Source organism: Variovorax sp. YR634, assembly GCF_900106655.1.
Classification (GTDB): domain Bacteria; phylum Pseudomonadota; class Gammaproteobacteria; order Burkholderiales; family Burkholderiaceae_C; genus Variovorax.
This window is the reverse complement of the sequence record NZ_FNOL01000015.1, coordinates 110,932-126,931: the sequence shown is the minus strand read 5'-3', so window position 1 is coordinate 126,931 and position 16,000 is coordinate 110,932. Positions and strand designations below refer to the sequence as shown.

The 16,000-nt window shown below is 66.6% G+C and carries 18 protein-coding genes; 8 read left to right on the top strand and 10 right to left on the bottom strand.

Annotated elements, in window-relative coordinates; all coding sequences use genetic code 11:
• Positions 1-5 precede the first annotated feature (5 nt).
• The 4 genes from BLV60_RS23030 (at position 6) to BLV60_RS23015 (ending at position 2,910) form a co-directional block, all read left to right on the top strand.
• Positions 6-533, top strand: coding sequence for an SRPBCC family protein (locus tag BLV60_RS23030; RefSeq protein WP_093057605.1), 528 nt, complete (start codon positions 6-8; stop codon positions 531-533).
• A 17-nt stretch (positions 534-550) separates the two neighbouring features.
• Positions 551-970 (top strand): VOC family protein, encoded by a 420-nt coding sequence (locus BLV60_RS23025; protein ID WP_093057604.1) that lies wholly within the window; start codon positions 551-553, stop codon positions 968-970.
• A gap of 37 nt (positions 971-1,007) precedes the next feature.
• The gene (locus BLV60_RS23020) at positions 1,008-2,480 is read left to right on the top strand and encodes a DHA2 family efflux MFS transporter permease subunit (protein ID WP_093057603.1); all 1,473 of its coding nucleotides are present in this window, start codon (positions 1,008-1,010) and stop codon (positions 2,478-2,480) included.
• A gap of 70 nt (positions 2,481-2,550) precedes the next feature.
• The gene (locus BLV60_RS23015; RefSeq protein ID WP_093057602.1) at positions 2,551-2,910 is read left to right on the top strand and encodes a DUF1428 domain-containing protein; all 360 of its coding nucleotides are present in this window, start codon (positions 2,551-2,553) and stop codon (positions 2,908-2,910) included.
• Between the two features lie 15 nt (positions 2,911-2,925).
• Here the strand turns inward: BLV60_RS23015 and BLV60_RS23010 are convergent, their stop codons facing one another.
• The 4 genes from BLV60_RS23010 to BLV60_RS22995 all read right to left on the bottom strand — a co-directional run bounded on the left by BLV60_RS23010 (position 2,926) and on the right by BLV60_RS22995 (position 6,498).
• A complete protein-coding gene (locus tag BLV60_RS23010; RefSeq protein WP_093057601.1) occupies positions 2,926-3,684 on the bottom strand; it encodes a sulfite exporter TauE/SafE family protein in 759 nt (252 codons plus the stop codon).
• Positions 3,685-4,032: 348 nt separating this feature from the next.
• On the bottom strand, positions 4,033-5,013 hold the full coding sequence (locus BLV60_RS23005; protein WP_093057600.1) for a Bug family tripartite tricarboxylate transporter substrate binding protein: 981 nt from the start codon (positions 5,011-5,013) through the stop codon (positions 4,033-4,035).
• 6 nt (positions 5,014-5,019) lie between these two features.
• Positions 5,020-5,625 carry a nuclear transport factor 2 family protein gene (locus BLV60_RS23000; protein ID WP_093057599.1) on the bottom strand — a complete coding sequence of 202 codons (606 nt, stop codon included), beginning with the start codon at positions 5,623-5,625 and terminating at the stop codon, positions 5,020-5,022.
• A 33-nt stretch (positions 5,626-5,658) separates the two neighbouring features.
• Positions 5,659-6,498, bottom strand: coding sequence for an intradiol ring-cleavage dioxygenase (locus tag BLV60_RS22995; RefSeq protein ID WP_093057647.1), 840 nt, complete (start codon positions 6,496-6,498; stop codon positions 5,659-5,661).
• 157 nt (positions 6,499-6,655) lie between these two features.
• Here BLV60_RS22995 and BLV60_RS22990 point away from each other — a divergent pair, with 157 nt between their 5' ends.
• Positions 6,656-7,585: a LysR family transcriptional regulator gene (locus BLV60_RS22990; RefSeq protein ID WP_093057598.1), complete on the top strand. Its 930-nt coding sequence runs from the start codon at positions 6,656-6,658 to the stop codon at positions 7,583-7,585.
• Positions 7,586-7,716: 131 nt separating this feature from the next.
• Positions 7,717-8,190: a DoxX family protein gene (locus BLV60_RS22985; RefSeq protein WP_093057597.1), complete on the top strand. Its 474-nt coding sequence runs from the start codon at positions 7,717-7,719 to the stop codon at positions 8,188-8,190.
• Between the two features lie 12 nt (positions 8,191-8,202).
• Here BLV60_RS22985 and BLV60_RS22980 read toward each other — a convergent pair whose 3' ends face one another.
• Positions 8,203-8,922, bottom strand: a complete 720-nt coding sequence (locus tag BLV60_RS22980) for a Crp/Fnr family transcriptional regulator (protein WP_093057596.1) — start codon at positions 8,920-8,922, stop codon at positions 8,203-8,205.
• A 56-nt stretch (positions 8,923-8,978) separates the two neighbouring features.
• On the opposite strand from BLV60_RS22980, the gene BLV60_RS22975 reads away from it, so the two are divergent.
• Both BLV60_RS22975 and BLV60_RS22970 read left to right on the top strand, forming a co-directional pair.
• Positions 8,979-10,643: an adenylate/guanylate cyclase domain-containing protein gene (locus BLV60_RS22975; RefSeq protein WP_093057595.1), complete on the top strand. Its 1,665-nt coding sequence runs from the start codon at positions 8,979-8,981 to the stop codon at positions 10,641-10,643.
• Between the two features lie 114 nt (positions 10,644-10,757).
• Positions 10,758-11,114, top strand: coding sequence for an alpha/beta hydrolase (locus BLV60_RS22970; protein WP_093057594.1), 357 nt, complete (start codon positions 10,758-10,760; stop codon positions 11,112-11,114).
• A 24-nt stretch (positions 11,115-11,138) separates the two neighbouring features.
• On the opposite strand, the gene BLV60_RS22965 is transcribed toward BLV60_RS22970, so the two are convergent.
• The 5 genes from BLV60_RS22965 to BLV60_RS22945 form a co-directional block, all read right to left on the bottom strand.
• Complete coding sequence (locus BLV60_RS22965) at positions 11,139-12,200, bottom strand: maleylacetate reductase (RefSeq protein ID WP_093057593.1); 1,062 nt, start codon at positions 12,198-12,200, stop codon at positions 11,139-11,141.
• A gap of 135 nt (positions 12,201-12,335) precedes the next feature.
• On the bottom strand, positions 12,336-12,746 hold the full coding sequence (locus BLV60_RS22960) for a DoxX family protein (protein ID WP_093057592.1): 411 nt from the start codon (positions 12,744-12,746) through the stop codon (positions 12,336-12,338).
• Between the two features lie 16 nt (positions 12,747-12,762).
• Positions 12,763-13,977: a 3-hydroxybenzoate 6-monooxygenase gene (locus BLV60_RS22955; RefSeq protein WP_093057591.1), complete on the bottom strand. Its 1,215-nt coding sequence runs from the start codon at positions 13,975-13,977 to the stop codon at positions 12,763-12,765.
• 1 nt (position 13,978) lies between these two features.
• Positions 13,979-14,950 (bottom strand): amidohydrolase family protein, encoded by a 972-nt coding sequence (locus BLV60_RS22950; protein WP_093057590.1) that lies wholly within the window; start codon positions 14,948-14,950, stop codon positions 13,979-13,981.
• Positions 14,951-14,957: 7 nt separating this feature from the next.
• Positions 14,958-15,953, bottom strand: a complete 996-nt coding sequence (locus BLV60_RS22945) for a Bug family tripartite tricarboxylate transporter substrate binding protein (protein WP_093057589.1) — start codon at positions 15,951-15,953, stop codon at positions 14,958-14,960.
• Positions 15,954-16,000: the final 47 nt, after the last annotated feature.

The window sequence follows — 16,000 nt, the reverse complement described above, 5'->3', positions numbered from 1 at the left end:
CCGACATGCTCAAGAAAATCGCCCTCGTCATCGTGCTCGCGATCGCCGCACTGCTGATCTTCGCCGCCACCCGGCCCGACACCTTCCGCGTGGAACGCACTGCGCGCATCGACGCGCCGGCCGACAAGATCTTTCCGATGATCGACGACTTCCACCGCTGGAGCGCATGGTCGCCCTACGAGAAGCTCGACCCCGCCATGAAGCGCACCTTCGGCGGCACGGCGAGCGGCAAGGGCGCAACCTACGCCTGGGAGGGCAACGACAAGGCGGGCGCCGGGAGCATGGAGATCGTGGAGTCGACGCCTTCGTCGAAGGTCGCGATCAAGCTCGACTTCATCAAGCCCTTCGAAGGCCACAACACGGCCGAATTCACACTGCAGCCCCAGGGCAATGCGACGCAGGTCACCTGGGCCATGCATGGCCCCAGCCCTTACGTTGCAAAGCTCATGGGCATCTTCTTCAACATGGACCAGATGATCGGCAAGGACTTCGAAGCAGGCCTTGCCAATCTCAAGACGGCCACCGAAAAGTAACCCCACAAGGAAACCTCATGTCCCCCATCCACGCCTACCTCACGTTCGACGGCAACGCAGCAGAGGCCATGCGCTTCTATGAGAAGACGCTCGGCGGCACCATGCAGATGATGATGACCATCGGCGAAGCACCCGACACCGAGCAGTTTCCGCCCGAGGCGAAGAAGCGCATCATGCATGCCTCCCTGGCCTACGGCGACGGCATGCTCATGGCCTCCGACTCCATGCCCGGCCAGCCGTACGAAGGCATGAAGGGCTTCGGCGTTGCGTTGACGCTCGATACCGTCGCCGAAGCGCGCCGCGTGTTCGACGCCTTTGCCGACGGCGGCAAGGTCTCCATGCCCTTCGAGAAGACCTTCTGGGTCGAAGGCTTCGGCATGGTGACCGACCGCTTCGGCACGCCGTGGCTGATCAACGGCGGGAAGCCGCTGGTCTGACCCTTCCTCCCATCGCTCTACAGGAATTGCACTTCCCATGACCAACCAACTCGACAGCCGAAAGCGCTGGCTCGCATTGATGGTGCTGTGCCTCGGCGTTCTGATGATCGTGCTCGACACCACCATCGTGAATGTGGCGCTGCCCTCGATCCGTACCGACCTGGGCTTCACCGAGACCTCGCTGGTCTGGGTGGTGAACGCCTACATGCTGACCTTCGGCGGTTTCCTGCTGCTGGGCGGCAGGCTCGGCGACCTGTACGGCCACCGCCGCGTGTTCCTCGCGGGCCTGGTGCTGTTCACGCTGGCATCGCTGGCCTGCGGGGTCTCGACCTCGCAGGGCCTGCTGGTGGCGGCGCGCGCGGTGCAGGGCCTGGGCGGCGCAGTGGTCTCTGCCGTGTCGCTCTCGCTCATCATGAATCTCTTCACCGAACCGGCCGACCGCGCAAAAGCCATGGGCGTGTACGGCTTCGTGTGCGCGGGCGGCGGCAGCATCGGCGTGCTGCTGGGCGGCCTGCTGACGAGCACGCTGAGCTGGCACTGGATCTTCCTGGTGAACCTGCCAATCGGCGTGGCCGTGTACGCGCTGTGCGTGGCGCTGCTGCCCAGCGCGCGCGGCCATGCGCATGGCGAGAAGCTCGACGTTGCGGGCGCCATCACCGTCACGCTGTCGCTGATGCTCGCGGTGTACGGCGTGGTCAACGGCAACGAGGCCGGCTGGGGCTCCACGCAAACGGTGAGCCTGCTCGGCGCGGCCGTGGTGCTGTTGGCCATCTTCATCGGCATTGAGTCGCGCGTGCAGCATCCGCTGATGCCGCTGGGCCTGTTCAAGCTGCGCAGCGTGTCGGTCTCCAACGTGGTCGGCGTGCTGTGGGCCGCGGCAATGTTCGCGTGGTTCTTCATCTCGGCGCTGTACATGCAGCTGGTGCTGAACTACACGCCCATGCAGATCGGGCTGGCCTTCCTGCCGGCCAACGTGATCATGGCGGTGTTCTCGCTCGGCCTCTCGGCCAAGATCGTGATGCGCTTCGGCATTCGCAAGCCACTGGCCGCCGGGCTCTGGCTCGCGGCCATCGGGCTGGCACTGTTCGCGCGCGCGCCGGTCAACGGCAGCTTCGTGACCGACGTGCTGCCCGGGATGATGCTGCTCGGCCTCGGCGCGGGCATGGCCTTCAACCCGGTGCTGCTGGCGGCCATGAGCGAGGTGAGCCCGTCCGATTCGGGCCTGGCCTCGGGCGTGGTCAACACCTCTTTCATGATGGGCGGCGCGCTGGGCCTGGCCGTGCTGGCCAGCGCCGCGGCAGCGCGCAGCGCATCGATGGAAGCGGCCGGCGCGCAGATGCCGCTGGCCCTCACCGGTGGCTACAACCTTGCGTTTCTCGTCGGCGCCGTGTTCGCGGCGGCGGCGGGTTTGATCGGGGCCTTGCTGCTTCGCACCGTCATGCCTGGGCAAATGGAGAACAACGAAAAGGCTGACGGAAAAGGAGCACCCCGGGGGACGGCGGCATCGTGAGCGGCAACACGCCATGCAACCGCCGGTTTTCTTTCTTCAACGGTTCCACTCTTTATTCAGGAGAACACCCATGGCTCGTTATGTAGACGGCTTCATCGTCGCCATTCCCACCGCCAACGTCGAGGCCTACCGCAAGCTGGCGCGCAAGGCCGGCAAGGTCTGGATGGAATACGGCGCGATCGAATATGTGGAGTGCATCGCCGACGACGTGAAGCCCGGCAAGCTGACCTCGTTTCCGCAGAGCGTGAAGCTGAAGACCGACGAGACCGTGGCCTTCTCGTGGATCGTCTACAAGTCGCGCAAGCACCGCGACACGGTGAACGCGAAGGTCATGGCCGACCCGCGCATCGCGGCAATGGACCCGAAGACCATGCCCTTCGATGCCAAGCGGATGATCTTCGGTGGCTTCAAGAGCATCGTCGAGCTCTGACCTCGCCCGACACGCTCAGGCCAGGAAGCCGTCATAGACGAGCTTCAGGCCCGTGAGCAACATGCCCAGGTACACGAAGCGATAGAACCACGTCGCATCGATGCGCCGCGCGATGCGGATGCCGACCCACACGCCGAGGGGCGCGAGCGGCATCAGCACCAGCGACGTGGCCAGCGTGCGAAAGTCGAGCAGGCCGAGCCACGCATAGGGAATCCACTTGCTGAGATTCACCACGAAGAAGAAGTAGGCCATGGTGGCCGTGAAGACCACCGGCGTGAGCCGCAGCGGAATCACATAGGCATTAATAGGCGGCCCGCCCGCATGCGCGATGAAGCTGGTGAAGCCCGAAACGGTGGTCAGCACCGCGCCCACACCGCGCGAAGGCAGCGGGTCGTTGGGCTTGGGCGGAAGCAGCAGGCGCTGCGCCAGAAACAGCAACGTGAACACACCGACGATGCCCGCCACCGTGTGCGCCGACAGCATGCGAAACAGCAGCGTGCCGATCACCGTGCCCAGCAGCCCGAACGGAATCAGAAACTTCAGCAGCGAGCGATCGAAGTCGCGCCGGAACGCCGCCAGGCCCAGCACGTCCATCAGCAGCAACAGCGGCATCAGGATGGCGGCTGCCTGCGGCACCGTGACGGCCAGCGCCATCATCGGCACCGCGAGCGAACCGAAGCCCGCACCGAAGCCGCTCTTGCTGATGCCGAGCAACAGCACGGCGGGAATAGCGACCGCATAGAAATGCGGGTCGGTGATGAGGGGAAAGGCCATGGGCAGAAGAAGCGCAGAAAAAAGCCCACCGGGGCGGCGGGCTTCGCTAGCGTAGCAGGCCTTTAGATTGGGGCGCGCTCACGCCGACGGGGTACCTTGCTCCGCGAATGTCCCCCGGCCTTCGGCCTCCTCCTTTATTTCGCTGCGCAAGGCACCCCATCGACGTGATCGTTCAGCGCAGTCGTTGATCGGCCAGCACGACAGCCGCGTCCATGTGCGAATGGCACCGGGTGCTCCCCGCAGCGAAATAAAGGAGGAGCCGAAGGCGGGGGACATTCGCGGAGGGGAGTACCCGGTGTCATTCGCACGCACCCCGAACACAACACACAGCCGAGCAACCGAAACGATCTACTCCGGCTGAATACCCAGCTCACGCACCGTGCGACTCCAACGCTCCACGTCCTTGCGCACCAGCGCGTGCGTGTCAGACTGCGACAGCGCGAGCGGCTTGCCACCGGCCTTCACGAACGAATCCATCACCTCAGGCATTGCGATGACCTTTGCAAGCTCGGCACGCAGTCGCTCCAGCACCGCCGGTGGTGTCTTCGCCGGAGCAAAGAGGCCGAACCACGATTCAAGCTCCAGCTTCGCCACGCCAGTCTCGCCAATGGTGGGAACGTCAGGCTGCGTCGGCAGCCGCGATGCACCCGACACCGCAAGCGCTTTCGCGTTGCCAGCCACCACCTGCGGCCGCGCCGTCGGCGAAAGATCGAAGAACAGATCGACCCGCCCACCGAGCAGATCCTGATACGCCGCCTGCGCACCGCGATACGGCACGTGCGTCAGCTCCACACCGGCCTGCTGCCACAGCGCCGCCGCGATCACATGCTGTCCAGAACCGTTGCCCGCCGATGCGTAGTTGAGCTTCTTCGGGTTGGCTTTGGCAAACGCCACCACGTCTTTCAGCGTGGCCTGCGGCAGGTCTTTCCGCGCCATCAGCGTGTAGCTGTAGGCCACGGCCAGCCCCAGCGGCTCGAAGTCGCGCAGCGAGTCGTAGGGCAGGTTCTTGTACAGCCCCATGTTGAGCGCGAGGTTCGACACCGAGCCGACCAGCAGCGTGTAGCCATCGGCCGGCGCCTTGGCGACGAAGTCGGTGCCGACCACCGTGCCGGAACCCGAGCGGTTGTCGACGATCACGGGCTGGCCCAGTGCGCGCGACAGACGCTCGCCAAGCAGCCGGCCGACAAAGTCGAAGCCGCCGCCGGGTGGCTGCGGCACGACGAGCTTGAGCGGCTTCGCAGGCCAGTCTTGTGCAAGCACGAGTTTCGGCATGGCGAGCATCGCCAGCGCCGCAGCCATGACGCTGCGGCGGTCGAGTGTGGTGTCCATGGCCGTTCAGCGCTCGAGTGCGCCGCCAGCGAGCCAGCGCGCGCCGCGCTGGTACAGCGCCTCCGCCGCCGGCCCCTTGAGCATCGGCATGTCCAGCTTCACCGTGTAGCCGATGCGCTGCTGGATGTACGCAAGGTGGCGATAGCCTTCGGGCAGGTCGGCCAGCACGGCTGCATCGAGCTTCACCGTGGCGGCAGGGTCCACCGGGTCGATGCGGTCCTTCTCGTAGATCGGCTGGCGGTGCAGCAGCGTCCATTCGCCGCCATGCTTTTCCACGAAGTCGTAGAAACGGCCGGTGCACACCACATCGCACAGCACGCCCTCGACCATGCCGCGCTGCGAGATGGTCATCTTGGTCTGCGCGATGGCGCGCTCGTCAGCCACCTCGACGGCCGAGCCGCCCAGAAAGTGCAGGATGCTCACGCCCTTGGCCCAGCCCTCCTGCGTGACGCGGATGAACTCGGTGTACGGGCCCTGGAACCAGGTGGCCATCATCACGCCATCGGGGTGCCACACAGTGGCGAAGCGCTCCCAGTCGCCAGCGTCACGCCACACGGCCCAGCGCTCGATCATCCGGCGGATCAGCAGCTCCTGCTGCAGGGTGTCTGTCATTTGCGTTGTCTCCTTCATTGTTTTTTGTTTGGATCAGGCAGGCTGCTTCAACGGGTTGAGCACGAAGTCGAAGTCCAGCCGCCAGCGGCCGTTGTCCTGCTTCTTCCATGGCGCGACCAGCGACTGCCGCACCGCGAACACCGCGTCGGAGTCGAGCCACTGGTCGCCGTCGCGGAACACGTGGGTGATGAGCCGTTCGTAGCCCGGCGCCTCGATCTTGAAATGCAGATGCGCGGGCCGCCATGGGTGGCGTTTGGTCGCACGCAGCAGGTCGCCCACCGGCCCATCGACCGGGATCGGATAGGCCTCGGCCAGCACGCTGCGGAAGTGCAGCGAGCCATCGGCCGCAGTGCGCAGGCGACCGCGGTTCTCTGCGTGATCCAGCCCTTGGTGTTGCACGTCGTAGTGGCCGCCTTCGTCGGCCTGCCACACGTCGACCACCGCATTGGCCACCGGCTCGCCGTCGAGTCCACGCACCGTGGCGAACACGTCGCAGGGCGCGCCTACAGCGCCGTTGGCCACGTCGTCGCCGTGCTCGTACTCGGGCGCGCCCTCGAAGTAGAAGGGGCCGAACACGGTGGCCTCGGTGCAGCCGGCGGGCTTGTCGTTGTTCATCGCGATGGTGAGCATCGACAGGCCCAGCACGTCGGACAGCAGGATGAACTCCTGCCGCTTGTCGTCGCACTTCTGGCCGGTGGCGGTGAGGTACTGGATGCCCTGGAACCACTCTTCCTCGGTGAGCTTCACCTCGCGGGCGAAGGCGTGCAGGTGCTGCACCAGGCTGGTCATGATCTCGTGCAGGCGCGGGCTGGGGGTATCGGCGAAGCGCGCGAGCACGGCCTGGGTGATGTTGTCCTGGTTGAGGTTGCGCATCGTGGCTGTCTCCATGTTGTCTCGGCGCACTGTAGGCCGCACGCCGCTCACACGAAAGCACCAGGGCGCAAATGATTTTTCCGCCCAGCGGAACGGTCGAGCCTGCCCTGCGCCAAAATCGTCCAGCCCTGAAAAACAAGCCCGGAGACACCACCCCATGGACCGCTGGACCGAAATCGCCCTGCTCGTGCAGATCGCCGATGCCGGCAGCCTGAGCCGCGCGGCCGAGGCGCTGGGCCTCTCCAACGCCGCCGCGAGCCGCCACCTGAGTGCGCTCGAAGAAAGGCTGGGCGCGCGGCTGGTCGAGCGCAATACGCGCCGCCTGTACCTCACCGACACCGGCCGCGAGTTCTGCGGCCGCGCCCGCACCATCCTGGCCGACCTGGAGGACGCCGAATCGACGGTGAACGCCACCGCGCTCAATCCCACCGGCGTGCTGCGCGTGACGGCCTCGCTTTCTTTCTCGATCCATCACATCGCACCGCTGCTGCGCGAATACACGCAGCGCTACCCGGGCGTGACGGTGCACGTGGAGGCCGCAAACCGCTACTTCGACCTGATCGACAACAACATCGATGTGGCGATCCGCACGCGCGAGTACGAGCCCGATTCGAACGTGACGATCCGCCGGCTCGGCGAAACGCGGCGCATCCTGGCGGCATCGCCGCGCTACTTTGCGCAGCACGGTTTTCCGAAGACGCTGGACGAGCTGAAGCAGCACAAGCTGCTGATCTACACCTACGCCAACAACCCGAACGAGCTGCGCTTCAGCCGTGGCGGGGAGACGCACACGGTGTCGGTGACGGGTCTGCTCGAATCGAACGACGGCCAGGTGCTGCGCGCCGCCGCGCTCGACGGCATGGGCATCCTGGTGCAGCCGACCTACATCGTCTACGAAGACATCGTGGCCGGCCGGCTGGTGCCCACGCTGGACGACTGGGACCTGCCACACCTGACCATCAACCTGGCGTACCCGAGCCGCAAGCACCTGTCGGCGAAGGTGCGCAGCTTCATCGACTTCATGGCGGCGCATTTCGCAAAAATGGACTACGAAAGAAAGTGGACAGGCCACTTCGGCAGCCACTGACCGGGCAAAACGGCCTTTCGCCAAAACATGTGCGTAAACGCACATCCCGCATTTCGGCGGCCTCGCAAACTGAAACCGCAACCGTCGCATTCCGCGGCGGACCACCGTTTTCCACCAAGCAAGGATCTGCCATGAACACCCAGGCCGCAGCCGCCAACACCCCGCGTGCGCCGATCGCATCGCCGCTTTCCGCCCTCTCCCCCGCCGCGCTGGACGATTCCGGCAAGCTGCTGATTCGCGTGACGATCGGCTTCCTGGTGCTGCTGCACGGCATCTTCAAGCTGTCGGCCGGCGTGGGCTTCATCGGCGGCATGCTGGCCAAGGCCGGGCTGCCGGGTGGGCTGGCCTACCTGGTGTACGTGGGCGAAATCGTCGCACCGCTGCTGATGATCGCGGGCGTCTTCACCCGCGCGGCCGCCGCCGTGGTGGTCATCAACATGCTGGTGGCCTTCGGCCTCGTGCACATGGCCGACCTGTTCTCGCTGACCAAGCAGGGCGGCTGGGCGCTGGAACTGCAGGGCCTGTACCTGTTCGGCGCGCTGACGGTGGTGCTGCTGGGTGCCGGCCGCTTCTCCATCGGTGGCGTCAAGGGTCGCTGGAACTGAGCGTCTTCCGGCTCAGCCGGCGTCGCCCCTGACCTGCGAAACCATCAGCTCCAGGCGGGCGACGTCGGCCACCAGCAGGGCCTTGTCGTCCTTGCGCAGCACGCCGCCGCGCACCAGCACGTTCAGTTCGCGGGTGACCTGCTCGCGGTTGGTGCTGATCTGGCTGGCCAGCGCCGCGTGCTTGGGAGCCGGGTCCAGCCGGGCCTGGTTGCCGACGATACCGGCGGTGCGGGCCAGGCGCAGCAGTTCGGCATGCAGCCGGTTCTGCACGCCGAGGGTGCTCAGGTCGATGACGCGCTCCGACAACTGCCGCACTAGCGACACCAGCCGCAGCATCACGCGCTGGGCCACAAGCGGCTCGTCGTGCAGCAGGGTCACGAAGGCAGCGCGGTCGAGGCTGGCGACCACGCTGGGTTCGAGCGTGACCACGTCGGCGGAGCGCGGGCCGCCGTCGATGGCGGCAATGTCGCCGAAGTGCTCGCCGGCTTCGGAATCGCGGAAAGTCACCTGCCGGCCGTTGGCCGAGTAGGTCGTCACCCGCACCCGGCCCGAGACCAGCAGGAACAGGTCGCCCTGCTGCTCGGCGCGCAGCAGCAGGGGCTTGCCGGCTTCCACGCTGTGCCACAGGCATTGCTGGGCCAGCAGGTCCAGGCGCTGGTCTGAAAGGCCTTCGAGCAGCGCGATCTGGCGCAGCGCGAGGCTGGAGCGGGGGGTGAGTTCAGGTTTGGCCATGCCAGGGCTAGGTAGGGGCGCGCGGATTATGCTCGGGTGCCGCTTCGAACCCGTTCATGGACAGACGTTCCCCTCACGCTCCCCCTTTTTCCCTGAGACCGCCGACACGGCGCAATCTCCGCTGGGCGAGCGGGCTGGTGCTGATGGCCTACATCACGGCGCATCTGCTGAACCATTCGCTGGGCATCTATTCCTTTGCCGCGGCCGAGACCGTGCTGCGCGGCGTGCAGAAGTTCTGGCACAGCCTGCCAGGCACCGTGCTGCTGTACGGCGCGGCCGCCACCCACCTGGCGCTGGCCGTGGTCGCCCTGTGGGAGCGCCGCACCCTGCGCATGCCGCCGCTCGAAGGCCTGCGCGTACTGCTGGGCTTTGCGCTGCCGCTGCTGCTGGCCACGCACCTCACTGCCATGCGCGGCGCCTACCTGGCCTATGGCATCGAGGGCTCGTATGTGCGCGTGGTCTGGGGGCTGTGGGACTGGCAGGGCGCGGCCGCACAGCTGCTGATGATGCTGGCGGCCTGGGTCCACGGCTGCCTGGGCCTGCATTTCGCACTGCGGGCGCAGCCGGCCTGGCGACGCTTTTCCTACCTGCTGCTGGCCATTGCGGTTGTGCTGCCGCTGGCGGCGGCGATGGGCTTCGTCTCCATGGGGCGCGAGTTCCAGTGGAGCGGCGTGCCGCCGACCGTGCTTCCCACGCCCGAGCAGGGCAAGGCGCTGAATACGGCCGAAGGCAACATCAAGTGGTTCTACGGGCTGGCGCTGGTCGCGCTACTGGGGGCGCGCTGGGGGCGCAACAGCTTTGCGCGCTGGTCGCGGCAGCCATCGGTCACGCTGCGCTACCCCGGCCGCACGGTGCAGGTGCCGCGCGGCTGGAGCGTGCTGGAAGCGAGCCGCTCGCACGGCATCGCTCATGTGTCGATCTGCGGCGGACGGGCGCGCTGCTCGACCTGCCGCGTGCGCGTGGCCGGCCCGGTCGAACACATCGGCGAACCCGGTCGCGACGAGCAGCGCACGCTCGAACGCGTGCGCGCGCCGGCCGACGTGCGCCTGGCCTGCCAGCTGCGCCCGCGCGGCGACGTCGAGGTCACGCCGCTGTTCGCGCCGCTGCCCAATGAAGGCCGGCCCGCGCCGGTCGGCAGCTTCGGGCGCGAGCGCGACGTGGCGATCCTGTTCGTCGACCTTCGGCGCTGGTCAGGCCTGTCGGAGCGGCAGTGGCCCTTCGATCTGGCCTATGTGCTCGACCGCTACTTCGCCACCGTCGGTGCGGCGGTGCGCGAAAGCGGCGGCGTGCCGAACCAGTTCATCGGCGACAGCGTGATGGCGATCTTCGGGCTCGAATGCGACCTGCCCACCGCCTGCAGGCAGGCACTGCACGCGACGGAGCTGATCGGCCAGCGCATGGATGCATGGAGCGAAGGCTTCGAGGCGCAGTTCGGCCAGCGGCTGGAGTTCGGCATGGGCCTGCATGCGGGCCGTGCGGCGGTGGGTGAAGTGGGCTATCTGGAAACCACGACCTTCACGGCCATCGGTGAAGTGGTCAACACCGCGAGCCGGCTGCAGGACCACTCGAAGACGGCCGCATCGCGCCTCGTCGTCTCGCTGTTCGCGGCAGAGCAGGCCGGCGTTGCGAATGCCATGGGTGCGGTCGAAACGCTCACCGTGCGCGGCCGCTCAGAGCCTCTTGCGGTGCTCTACGCGCCGCACGCCGCCGCTCTTCCGTAGTTGCCGAAAGCGGTGCGCAAACGCACAGCGCCAACCACGATGCGGTTTCACACTGCATTCCGTGGCAACGACGAATGTCCGCCGCCCACACTGACAGTCAAAGGGACTCGCATCATGAACACCAAGCAACTCATCGCCATCTCCGCCGCCGCATTCGCCATGCTCGGCGCGGCAGGCGCGCACGCTGAAACCTACGAAGGCGTGCACGCCATCACCTCGTCCGCCAGCCGCATGGACGTGCAGGCCGAAGCCGTGGCTGCCGCGCGCGCCGGCAACTCCTACTCCGACAGCGCCGCTGAAGGCACTGTGGCCGTCAACTCCACGCTCGACCGCAATGCGGTGCGCGACCAGGCCGTGGCCACCGCTCACGACCCGCTGCAAAGCCTGGACCGCCGCGCGTTCTACCGCGACCAGGTGCCCTCGGCCTACAGCAAGCCGACGGTGTCGTTCACGCGCCAGGCCGGCCTGTAAGCGGCGACGCGGCCCTGCCGCAAATCAGGGCCGCACACCTTCCCATGCGTTCTGCAGCAAGGCACGAATCGCATCGCGCTCCAGAGGGCGCGGATTGGGGTACTGGTTCTTCAGCGCATGCTCGCAGGCCAGGTCGAGATCGGATTCCTTCATGCCGATGTCGCGCAACGCAACCGGCGCACCGTTGTCGCGTGCAAGGTCGTACACGGCTTGCGCGGCAGTGCTTCCTCCAAGCGCCTGCGCGATACGCGCCATGGCCTGCGGCGCCGCTTCGGCGTTGTAGGCCAGCGCATGCGGCAGCACGATGGTGTGGGTCTCGGCATGCGGCAGATTGAAGCTGCCGCCCAGCGTGTGGCACAGCTTGTGGTGCAACGCCATGCCGACATTGCCGAGCACCGTGCCGCAGAGCCAGGCGCCATAGAGCGCGTCGCTGCGGGCACTCGCATCCTTGGGCGTGGCACGGATCGCCGGCAACGCGCGACCCAGTGCTGCAATGCCTTCCTGCGCCATCAGGTCCATGATCGGATTCGAATCGACCGCGTAGAGCCCTTCGGCCGCATGCGCGATGGCGTTGATGCCGCTGGTCACGCTCATGCCCACGGGCAGACCCAGCGAAAGCTCGGGGTCGTAGATGACGGTGCGCGGCAGCACCTTGAAATCCTTGCCCGTCTTCTTCATGCCGGCTTCGGTGATGCCGTAGATCGGCGTCATCTCGGAGCCCGCGTAGGTTGTAGGGATGGCGAGGATCGGAAGGCCCGAATCGAGCGCGATGGCCTTGCCCAGCCCGGTGGTGGAACCGCCCCCGATGGCCACGGCGCAATCCGCGCCCAGCCGGGCGGCCACTTCCCGCGCCTCACGCGCCGTTTCGATGGGCACGTGCATCACGGCACGGTCGAACACACCGGCCGCGTGCGCGCCCAGCATGTCGGCCACGCGCTCGGCCTGCGGGCGCTGCTCGGGCGTGGACAGCACCAGGGCCCGGCGCGCACCTAGTAGGTCGATCTCGCGCGCCAGGTGCTGCAGCGAGCCCGCGCCGAACACCACCCGCTGGGGCACGCTGGTGTAGACGAACGATGGTGTGGTCATGGCTTTTCCTGTCTGTCTCTCGAATGTTCATGAACGGCCGATGCCGGGCATCACGATACGCCGACGGCCCGCCGGGCGAGTGTCCCGCCGGGCCGCCTACTCATTCAACGACAGGAACGGAAAGGAGTTTTCCGCTCAGCCCCGATTGCCAGCAGCCCTCTCGCCAGCGCCCGCCTGAACGATGAGCAGCAGAAAGCCGCCGGCCATGGCCACGTTCTTCAGGAAATTGTTGAGCTGCGCGTTGAACTGCGCCGCGTCGGCGGCCCAGAACGCATGCGCTGCGAAGGCCGTGGCCAGCGTGAACAAGGCCAGCGCGCCGGCAACCCATTGCACGCGCCAGCCGGCGATCAGCAGCAGCCCGCCGCCGATCTCGAGCGCGATGGTCAACGGCAGCACCACGTCGGCCAGCGGGATGCCGAGCTTGGCGAAGTAGCCGAGCGTCGCTCCATAGGTCATGAGCTTGCGCACACCCGCGACCAGGAAGATCACCGCCATCAGCACGCGGGCGGCCACGGTCCAGCCGCGAAAGGGTTCGTTTGTCGTCATGTCGTTTCCTTGAATTTCACGCGGCCTTCTCGTCGCCCAGGCAGTTGGCGGCCGTCCAGCCGTAGAGCCATTCGAGCGCGTCGTAGAAGCGCTCCTGCGGCCTGCCCGTCCACATGCTGTTGCGCACCAGCCGCTCGACGCCCTTGGCGTGGTAGATGCGGCCCATCTCGCGGGCCGAGAGCACGACACGCGCGGTGCGGGCAACGCGGGAGCGTTCGTATAAAGCCAGCGCGCGCGGCCAGTCGCCCTCTTCGCGGCGCAGCGCGAGGCCCAGCGTCACGGCGTCCTCGCAGGCCATGCACGCGCCCTGCGCCAGGTACTGCACCATCGGGTGCGCCGCATCGCCCAGCAGCGTGGCGCGGCCGAAGGTCCATTGCTCGATGGGATTGCGGTCGGCTGTCGAATAGCGCTTCCACGCCTTCGGAATGCGCAGCAGCTGCTGCACCTGCTCGCAGGTCGGGCGGAAGTAGCGCTGCACCTCGGCTGGGTCACCGTCCATCGAACCCCATTCCTCAGGCTGGTCGCTATGGAAGGTGACGGCCATGTTGAACTTGTCGCCGCCCTTCAACGGGTAGTGCACCAGGTGGCAGTTGGGCCCGACCCAGATGCATGGCGCGGTGAAGCGCAGCGCCTCGGGGAAGTCGGCCGTGTCGATCACGGCACGAAACACCACATGGCCCGATACGCGGATGCTGTCGCCCACGTACTGTTGGCGCACCGCCGAGCGCACGCCGTCGCAGCCGATCACGGCCTGGCCCTCGTGACGGCCGCCCTGTGCATCGATCAGCGTCACGCCTGCATCGTCCTGCTCGATGTGCACGACCTTGGTCGAGGTGAGGAACTCGATGCCTTCTGTCGTGGCCTTCACGCCTTCGAGCAACGCACCATGGATGTCGGCGCGGTGGATCACCGCATAGGGGTTGCCGAAGCGCTCGCGAAAGCGATCGGACAACGAGATGCTCGCCACGCGCTTCGCGTCGATGGCGTCGAACATCACCATCTCTTCGGTGTAGACCGCCTTGGCGCGCAGATGCTCGCCCACGCCCAACGCGTCGCAAGCCGCGAAGGCGTTGGGGCTGAGCTGGATGCCGGCACCGATCTCCCCGATCTGGCCGGCCTGTTCGATCACCTTCACGCGATAGCCCTCGCGCACCAGCGCCAGCGCAGCGGCGAGCCCGCCGATGCCGCCGCCGGCCACGAGCACGGGGCGGGTGTCTTTCACGGTGCGCATGTCACTTCAATCCGAACAGCTTGCGCGCGTTGTCGCGGCCGATCTTCTGGCGGTCGTTCTCGCTGATCTCGCACTTGTCGAACCAGCGGGCCGCGTCCTCATGCTTCTCGAACGGGTAGTCGACCGAATACATGATGCGGTCCGCCCCCACTTCGAGCATCGTCGACAGCAGCGTGGGCGTGCGGAAGTTGCCGCTGGTCGTGATGTGCACGTTGCTGCGCAGGTAGTCGCCGATTTCCTTGTCGCAGGGCATGCCGCGCCGGCCCTTTCGCAGGATGTGGTCGACGCGCCAGATGTTGAAGGGAATGCCCTCGCCGAAGTGGCCGAGGATCATCTGCAGATCGGGATGCCGGTCGAACAGGCCGCTCGACATGATGCGCAGCGCATGCAGGCCGGTCTCCACCGCGAAGGCCCAGGTTGGGCCGGTGAGCCAGTGCGCTCCTTCGTAGATGGGCTCGCGGCTCAGCAACGGGTCGCGCGGGTGCATGTAGAAGGGTTTCTTCAATGCAGCGGCGACGGCCCAGAAATCGGTGAAGCGCGGGTCGTCGTAATAGACGACGGTGTTCTCGTCGCCCACCTGCGAGAAGCCGTTGACCAGGAAGCCGTGAAAGCCCAGCTGCGTCACGCAACGCTCCAGCTCGCGCGCGGCCGCCTCAGGGTCTTGCATGGGCAACGCCGCGAACCCACCAAAGCGCGTGGGATGGCGCTTCGTCTGCTCGGCCAGCAAGTCGTTGGCGCGCTGCGCGACTTCGACGGCGCGTTTCGCATCGGGAATGGCCTGCACCGCCGGCGAGTTGAGCGAGAGGATCGACAGTTCGGTGCCCCACTCGTCCATTTGCTCGATGCGCTGCTGCTCGAAGTCGAGCAGGTTGTTCTTCAGGCCCTGCCACACCTCGGGGCGGGCGTATACCTGCGAGTCGCCGATCGTCAGGTCGATCGCGAAATGCTCTTCGAGCGCTATCTTGTTCTTCATCGATGAATCACTCCGGTTTGATGTTGAGCTTGTCCAGCACGTCCTGCCAGGTCTTGCGGTCGTCGGCGATGTAGCGCGCCAGCTGTTCGGGGGTGCCAGGGCGCGGGTAGGTGCCCAGCTCGCGCGACTTGGCCACCACGTCGGGTAGCAGCAGCGCCTCGTTCATGTCCTTGTTGAGCTTCGCGAGCACCTGCGGGTCGACGCCCTTCTTCGCGATGACGGCGAACCAGCCGTGCGCCACCGCACCGGGCACTGTCTTGCTCGCGAGCGGGAACTGCTCCAGCCCGGCCTCGACGCGGTCGCCCATGCTGGCCAGCACGCGCATGCGCCCTCCCTGCACGTTGCCGGCGACCACGTTGTAGGTCTCGACCATCATCTGGGTCTGCCCGCCCAGCGTGGCCTGCATGGCCTGTGCACCGCCCGGGTAGTGCACTTCGAGAAACTGCGCGCCCGACTGCAGCCCAAGCAATGCCGAAGCCAGGTGCGGCGCGGTGCCGCGGCCGTTGTCTGCCACCTCGATGCCCTGCGGCTTGGCGCGTGCGGCGGCGATGAAGTCAGCGAGCGTCTTGTAGGGCGAATTGGCCGGCACCGCGAGCATGAAGGGCGCGACGGCCGCGAGCGTGACCGGCACGAAGTCGCGGTTGAAGTCGTAGGTCACGCCCTTGATGGTGCTGGGCGCCACCGAAATCGCCGAGCCCTGCACGAAGCCGAAGGTGTAGCCATCGGCAGGCGCAGCCAGGATCGCGTTCATGCCGATCACGCCGCTGCCGCCGGGCTTGTTGTCGACGATCACGCCCTGTCCCCACTTCTCGCCGAGCTTGGCGCCCACATGGCGGATCAGCACGTCGGGCGCCGACCCTGCGGGGAACGGCACCACGAAGCGCACCGCCTGCTGGGGCCACTTGGCAGCCGTTCCCTGAGCGTTTGCCAGCGGCATCGTTCCCAGGAAAGACAGTGCGATGGCGCATACGAGGGCAGCTCTGCGGGATGGCTTCAGGCTCATGATCGTCTCCGTATTTGCTTGATTATTCAAGTAATTGCGGCAGACTA

Excerpts from the sequence above, each read along its gene's own strand:
- BLV60_RS22950 (WP_093057590.1), bottom strand. The coding sequence starts at position 14,950 with ATGAAGAACAAGATAGCGCTCGAAGAGCATTTCGCGATCGACCTGACG.
- BLV60_RS22965 (WP_093057593.1), bottom strand. The coding sequence starts at position 12,200 with ATGACCACACCATCGTTCGTCTACACCAGCGTGCCCCAGCGGGTGGTG.
- BLV60_RS22970 (WP_093057594.1), top strand. The coding sequence starts at position 10,758 with ATGAACACCAAGCAACTCATCGCCATCTCCGCCGCCGCATTCGCCATG.
- BLV60_RS22980 (WP_093057596.1), bottom strand. The coding sequence starts at position 8,922 with ATGGCCAAACCTGAACTCACCCCCCGCTCCAGCCTCGCGCTGCGCCAG.
- BLV60_RS22995 (WP_093057647.1), bottom strand. The coding sequence starts at position 6,498 with ATGCGCAACCTCAACCAGGACAACATCACCCAGGCCGTGCTCGCGCGC.
- BLV60_RS22985 (WP_093057597.1), top strand. The coding sequence starts at position 7,717 with ATGAACACCCAGGCCGCAGCCGCCAACACCCCGCGTGCGCCGATCGCA.
- BLV60_RS22955 (WP_093057591.1), bottom strand. The coding sequence starts at position 13,977 with ATGCGCACCGTGAAAGACACCCGCCCCGTGCTCGTGGCCGGCGGCGGC.
- BLV60_RS23020 (WP_093057603.1), top strand. The coding sequence starts at position 1,008 with ATGACCAACCAACTCGACAGCCGAAAGCGCTGGCTCGCATTGATGGTG.
- BLV60_RS22990 (WP_093057598.1), top strand. The coding sequence starts at position 6,656 with ATGGACCGCTGGACCGAAATCGCCCTGCTCGTGCAGATCGCCGATGCC.
- BLV60_RS23010 (WP_093057601.1), bottom strand. The coding sequence starts at position 3,684 with ATGGCCTTTCCCCTCATCACCGACCCGCATTTCTATGCGGTCGCTATT.
- BLV60_RS23000 (WP_093057599.1), bottom strand. The coding sequence starts at position 5,625 with ATGACAGACACCCTGCAGCAGGAGCTGCTGATCCGCCGGATGATCGAG.
- BLV60_RS23005 (WP_093057600.1), bottom strand. The coding sequence starts at position 5,013 with ATGGACACCACACTCGACCGCCGCAGCGTCATGGCTGCGGCGCTGGCG.
- BLV60_RS22975 (WP_093057595.1), top strand. The coding sequence starts at position 8,979 with ATGGACAGACGTTCCCCTCACGCTCCCCCTTTTTCCCTGAGACCGCCG.
- BLV60_RS23025 (WP_093057604.1), top strand. The coding sequence starts at position 551 with ATGTCCCCCATCCACGCCTACCTCACGTTCGACGGCAACGCAGCAGAG.
- BLV60_RS22945 (WP_093057589.1), bottom strand. The coding sequence starts at position 15,953 with ATGAGCCTGAAGCCATCCCGCAGAGCTGCCCTCGTATGCGCCATCGCA.
- BLV60_RS23030 (WP_093057605.1), top strand. The coding sequence starts at position 6 with ATGCTCAAGAAAATCGCCCTCGTCATCGTGCTCGCGATCGCCGCACTG.
- BLV60_RS22960 (WP_093057592.1), bottom strand. The coding sequence starts at position 12,746 with ATGACGACAAACGAACCCTTTCGCGGCTGGACCGTGGCCGCCCGCGTG.
- BLV60_RS23015 (WP_093057602.1), top strand. The coding sequence starts at position 2,551 with ATGGCTCGTTATGTAGACGGCTTCATCGTCGCCATTCCCACCGCCAAC.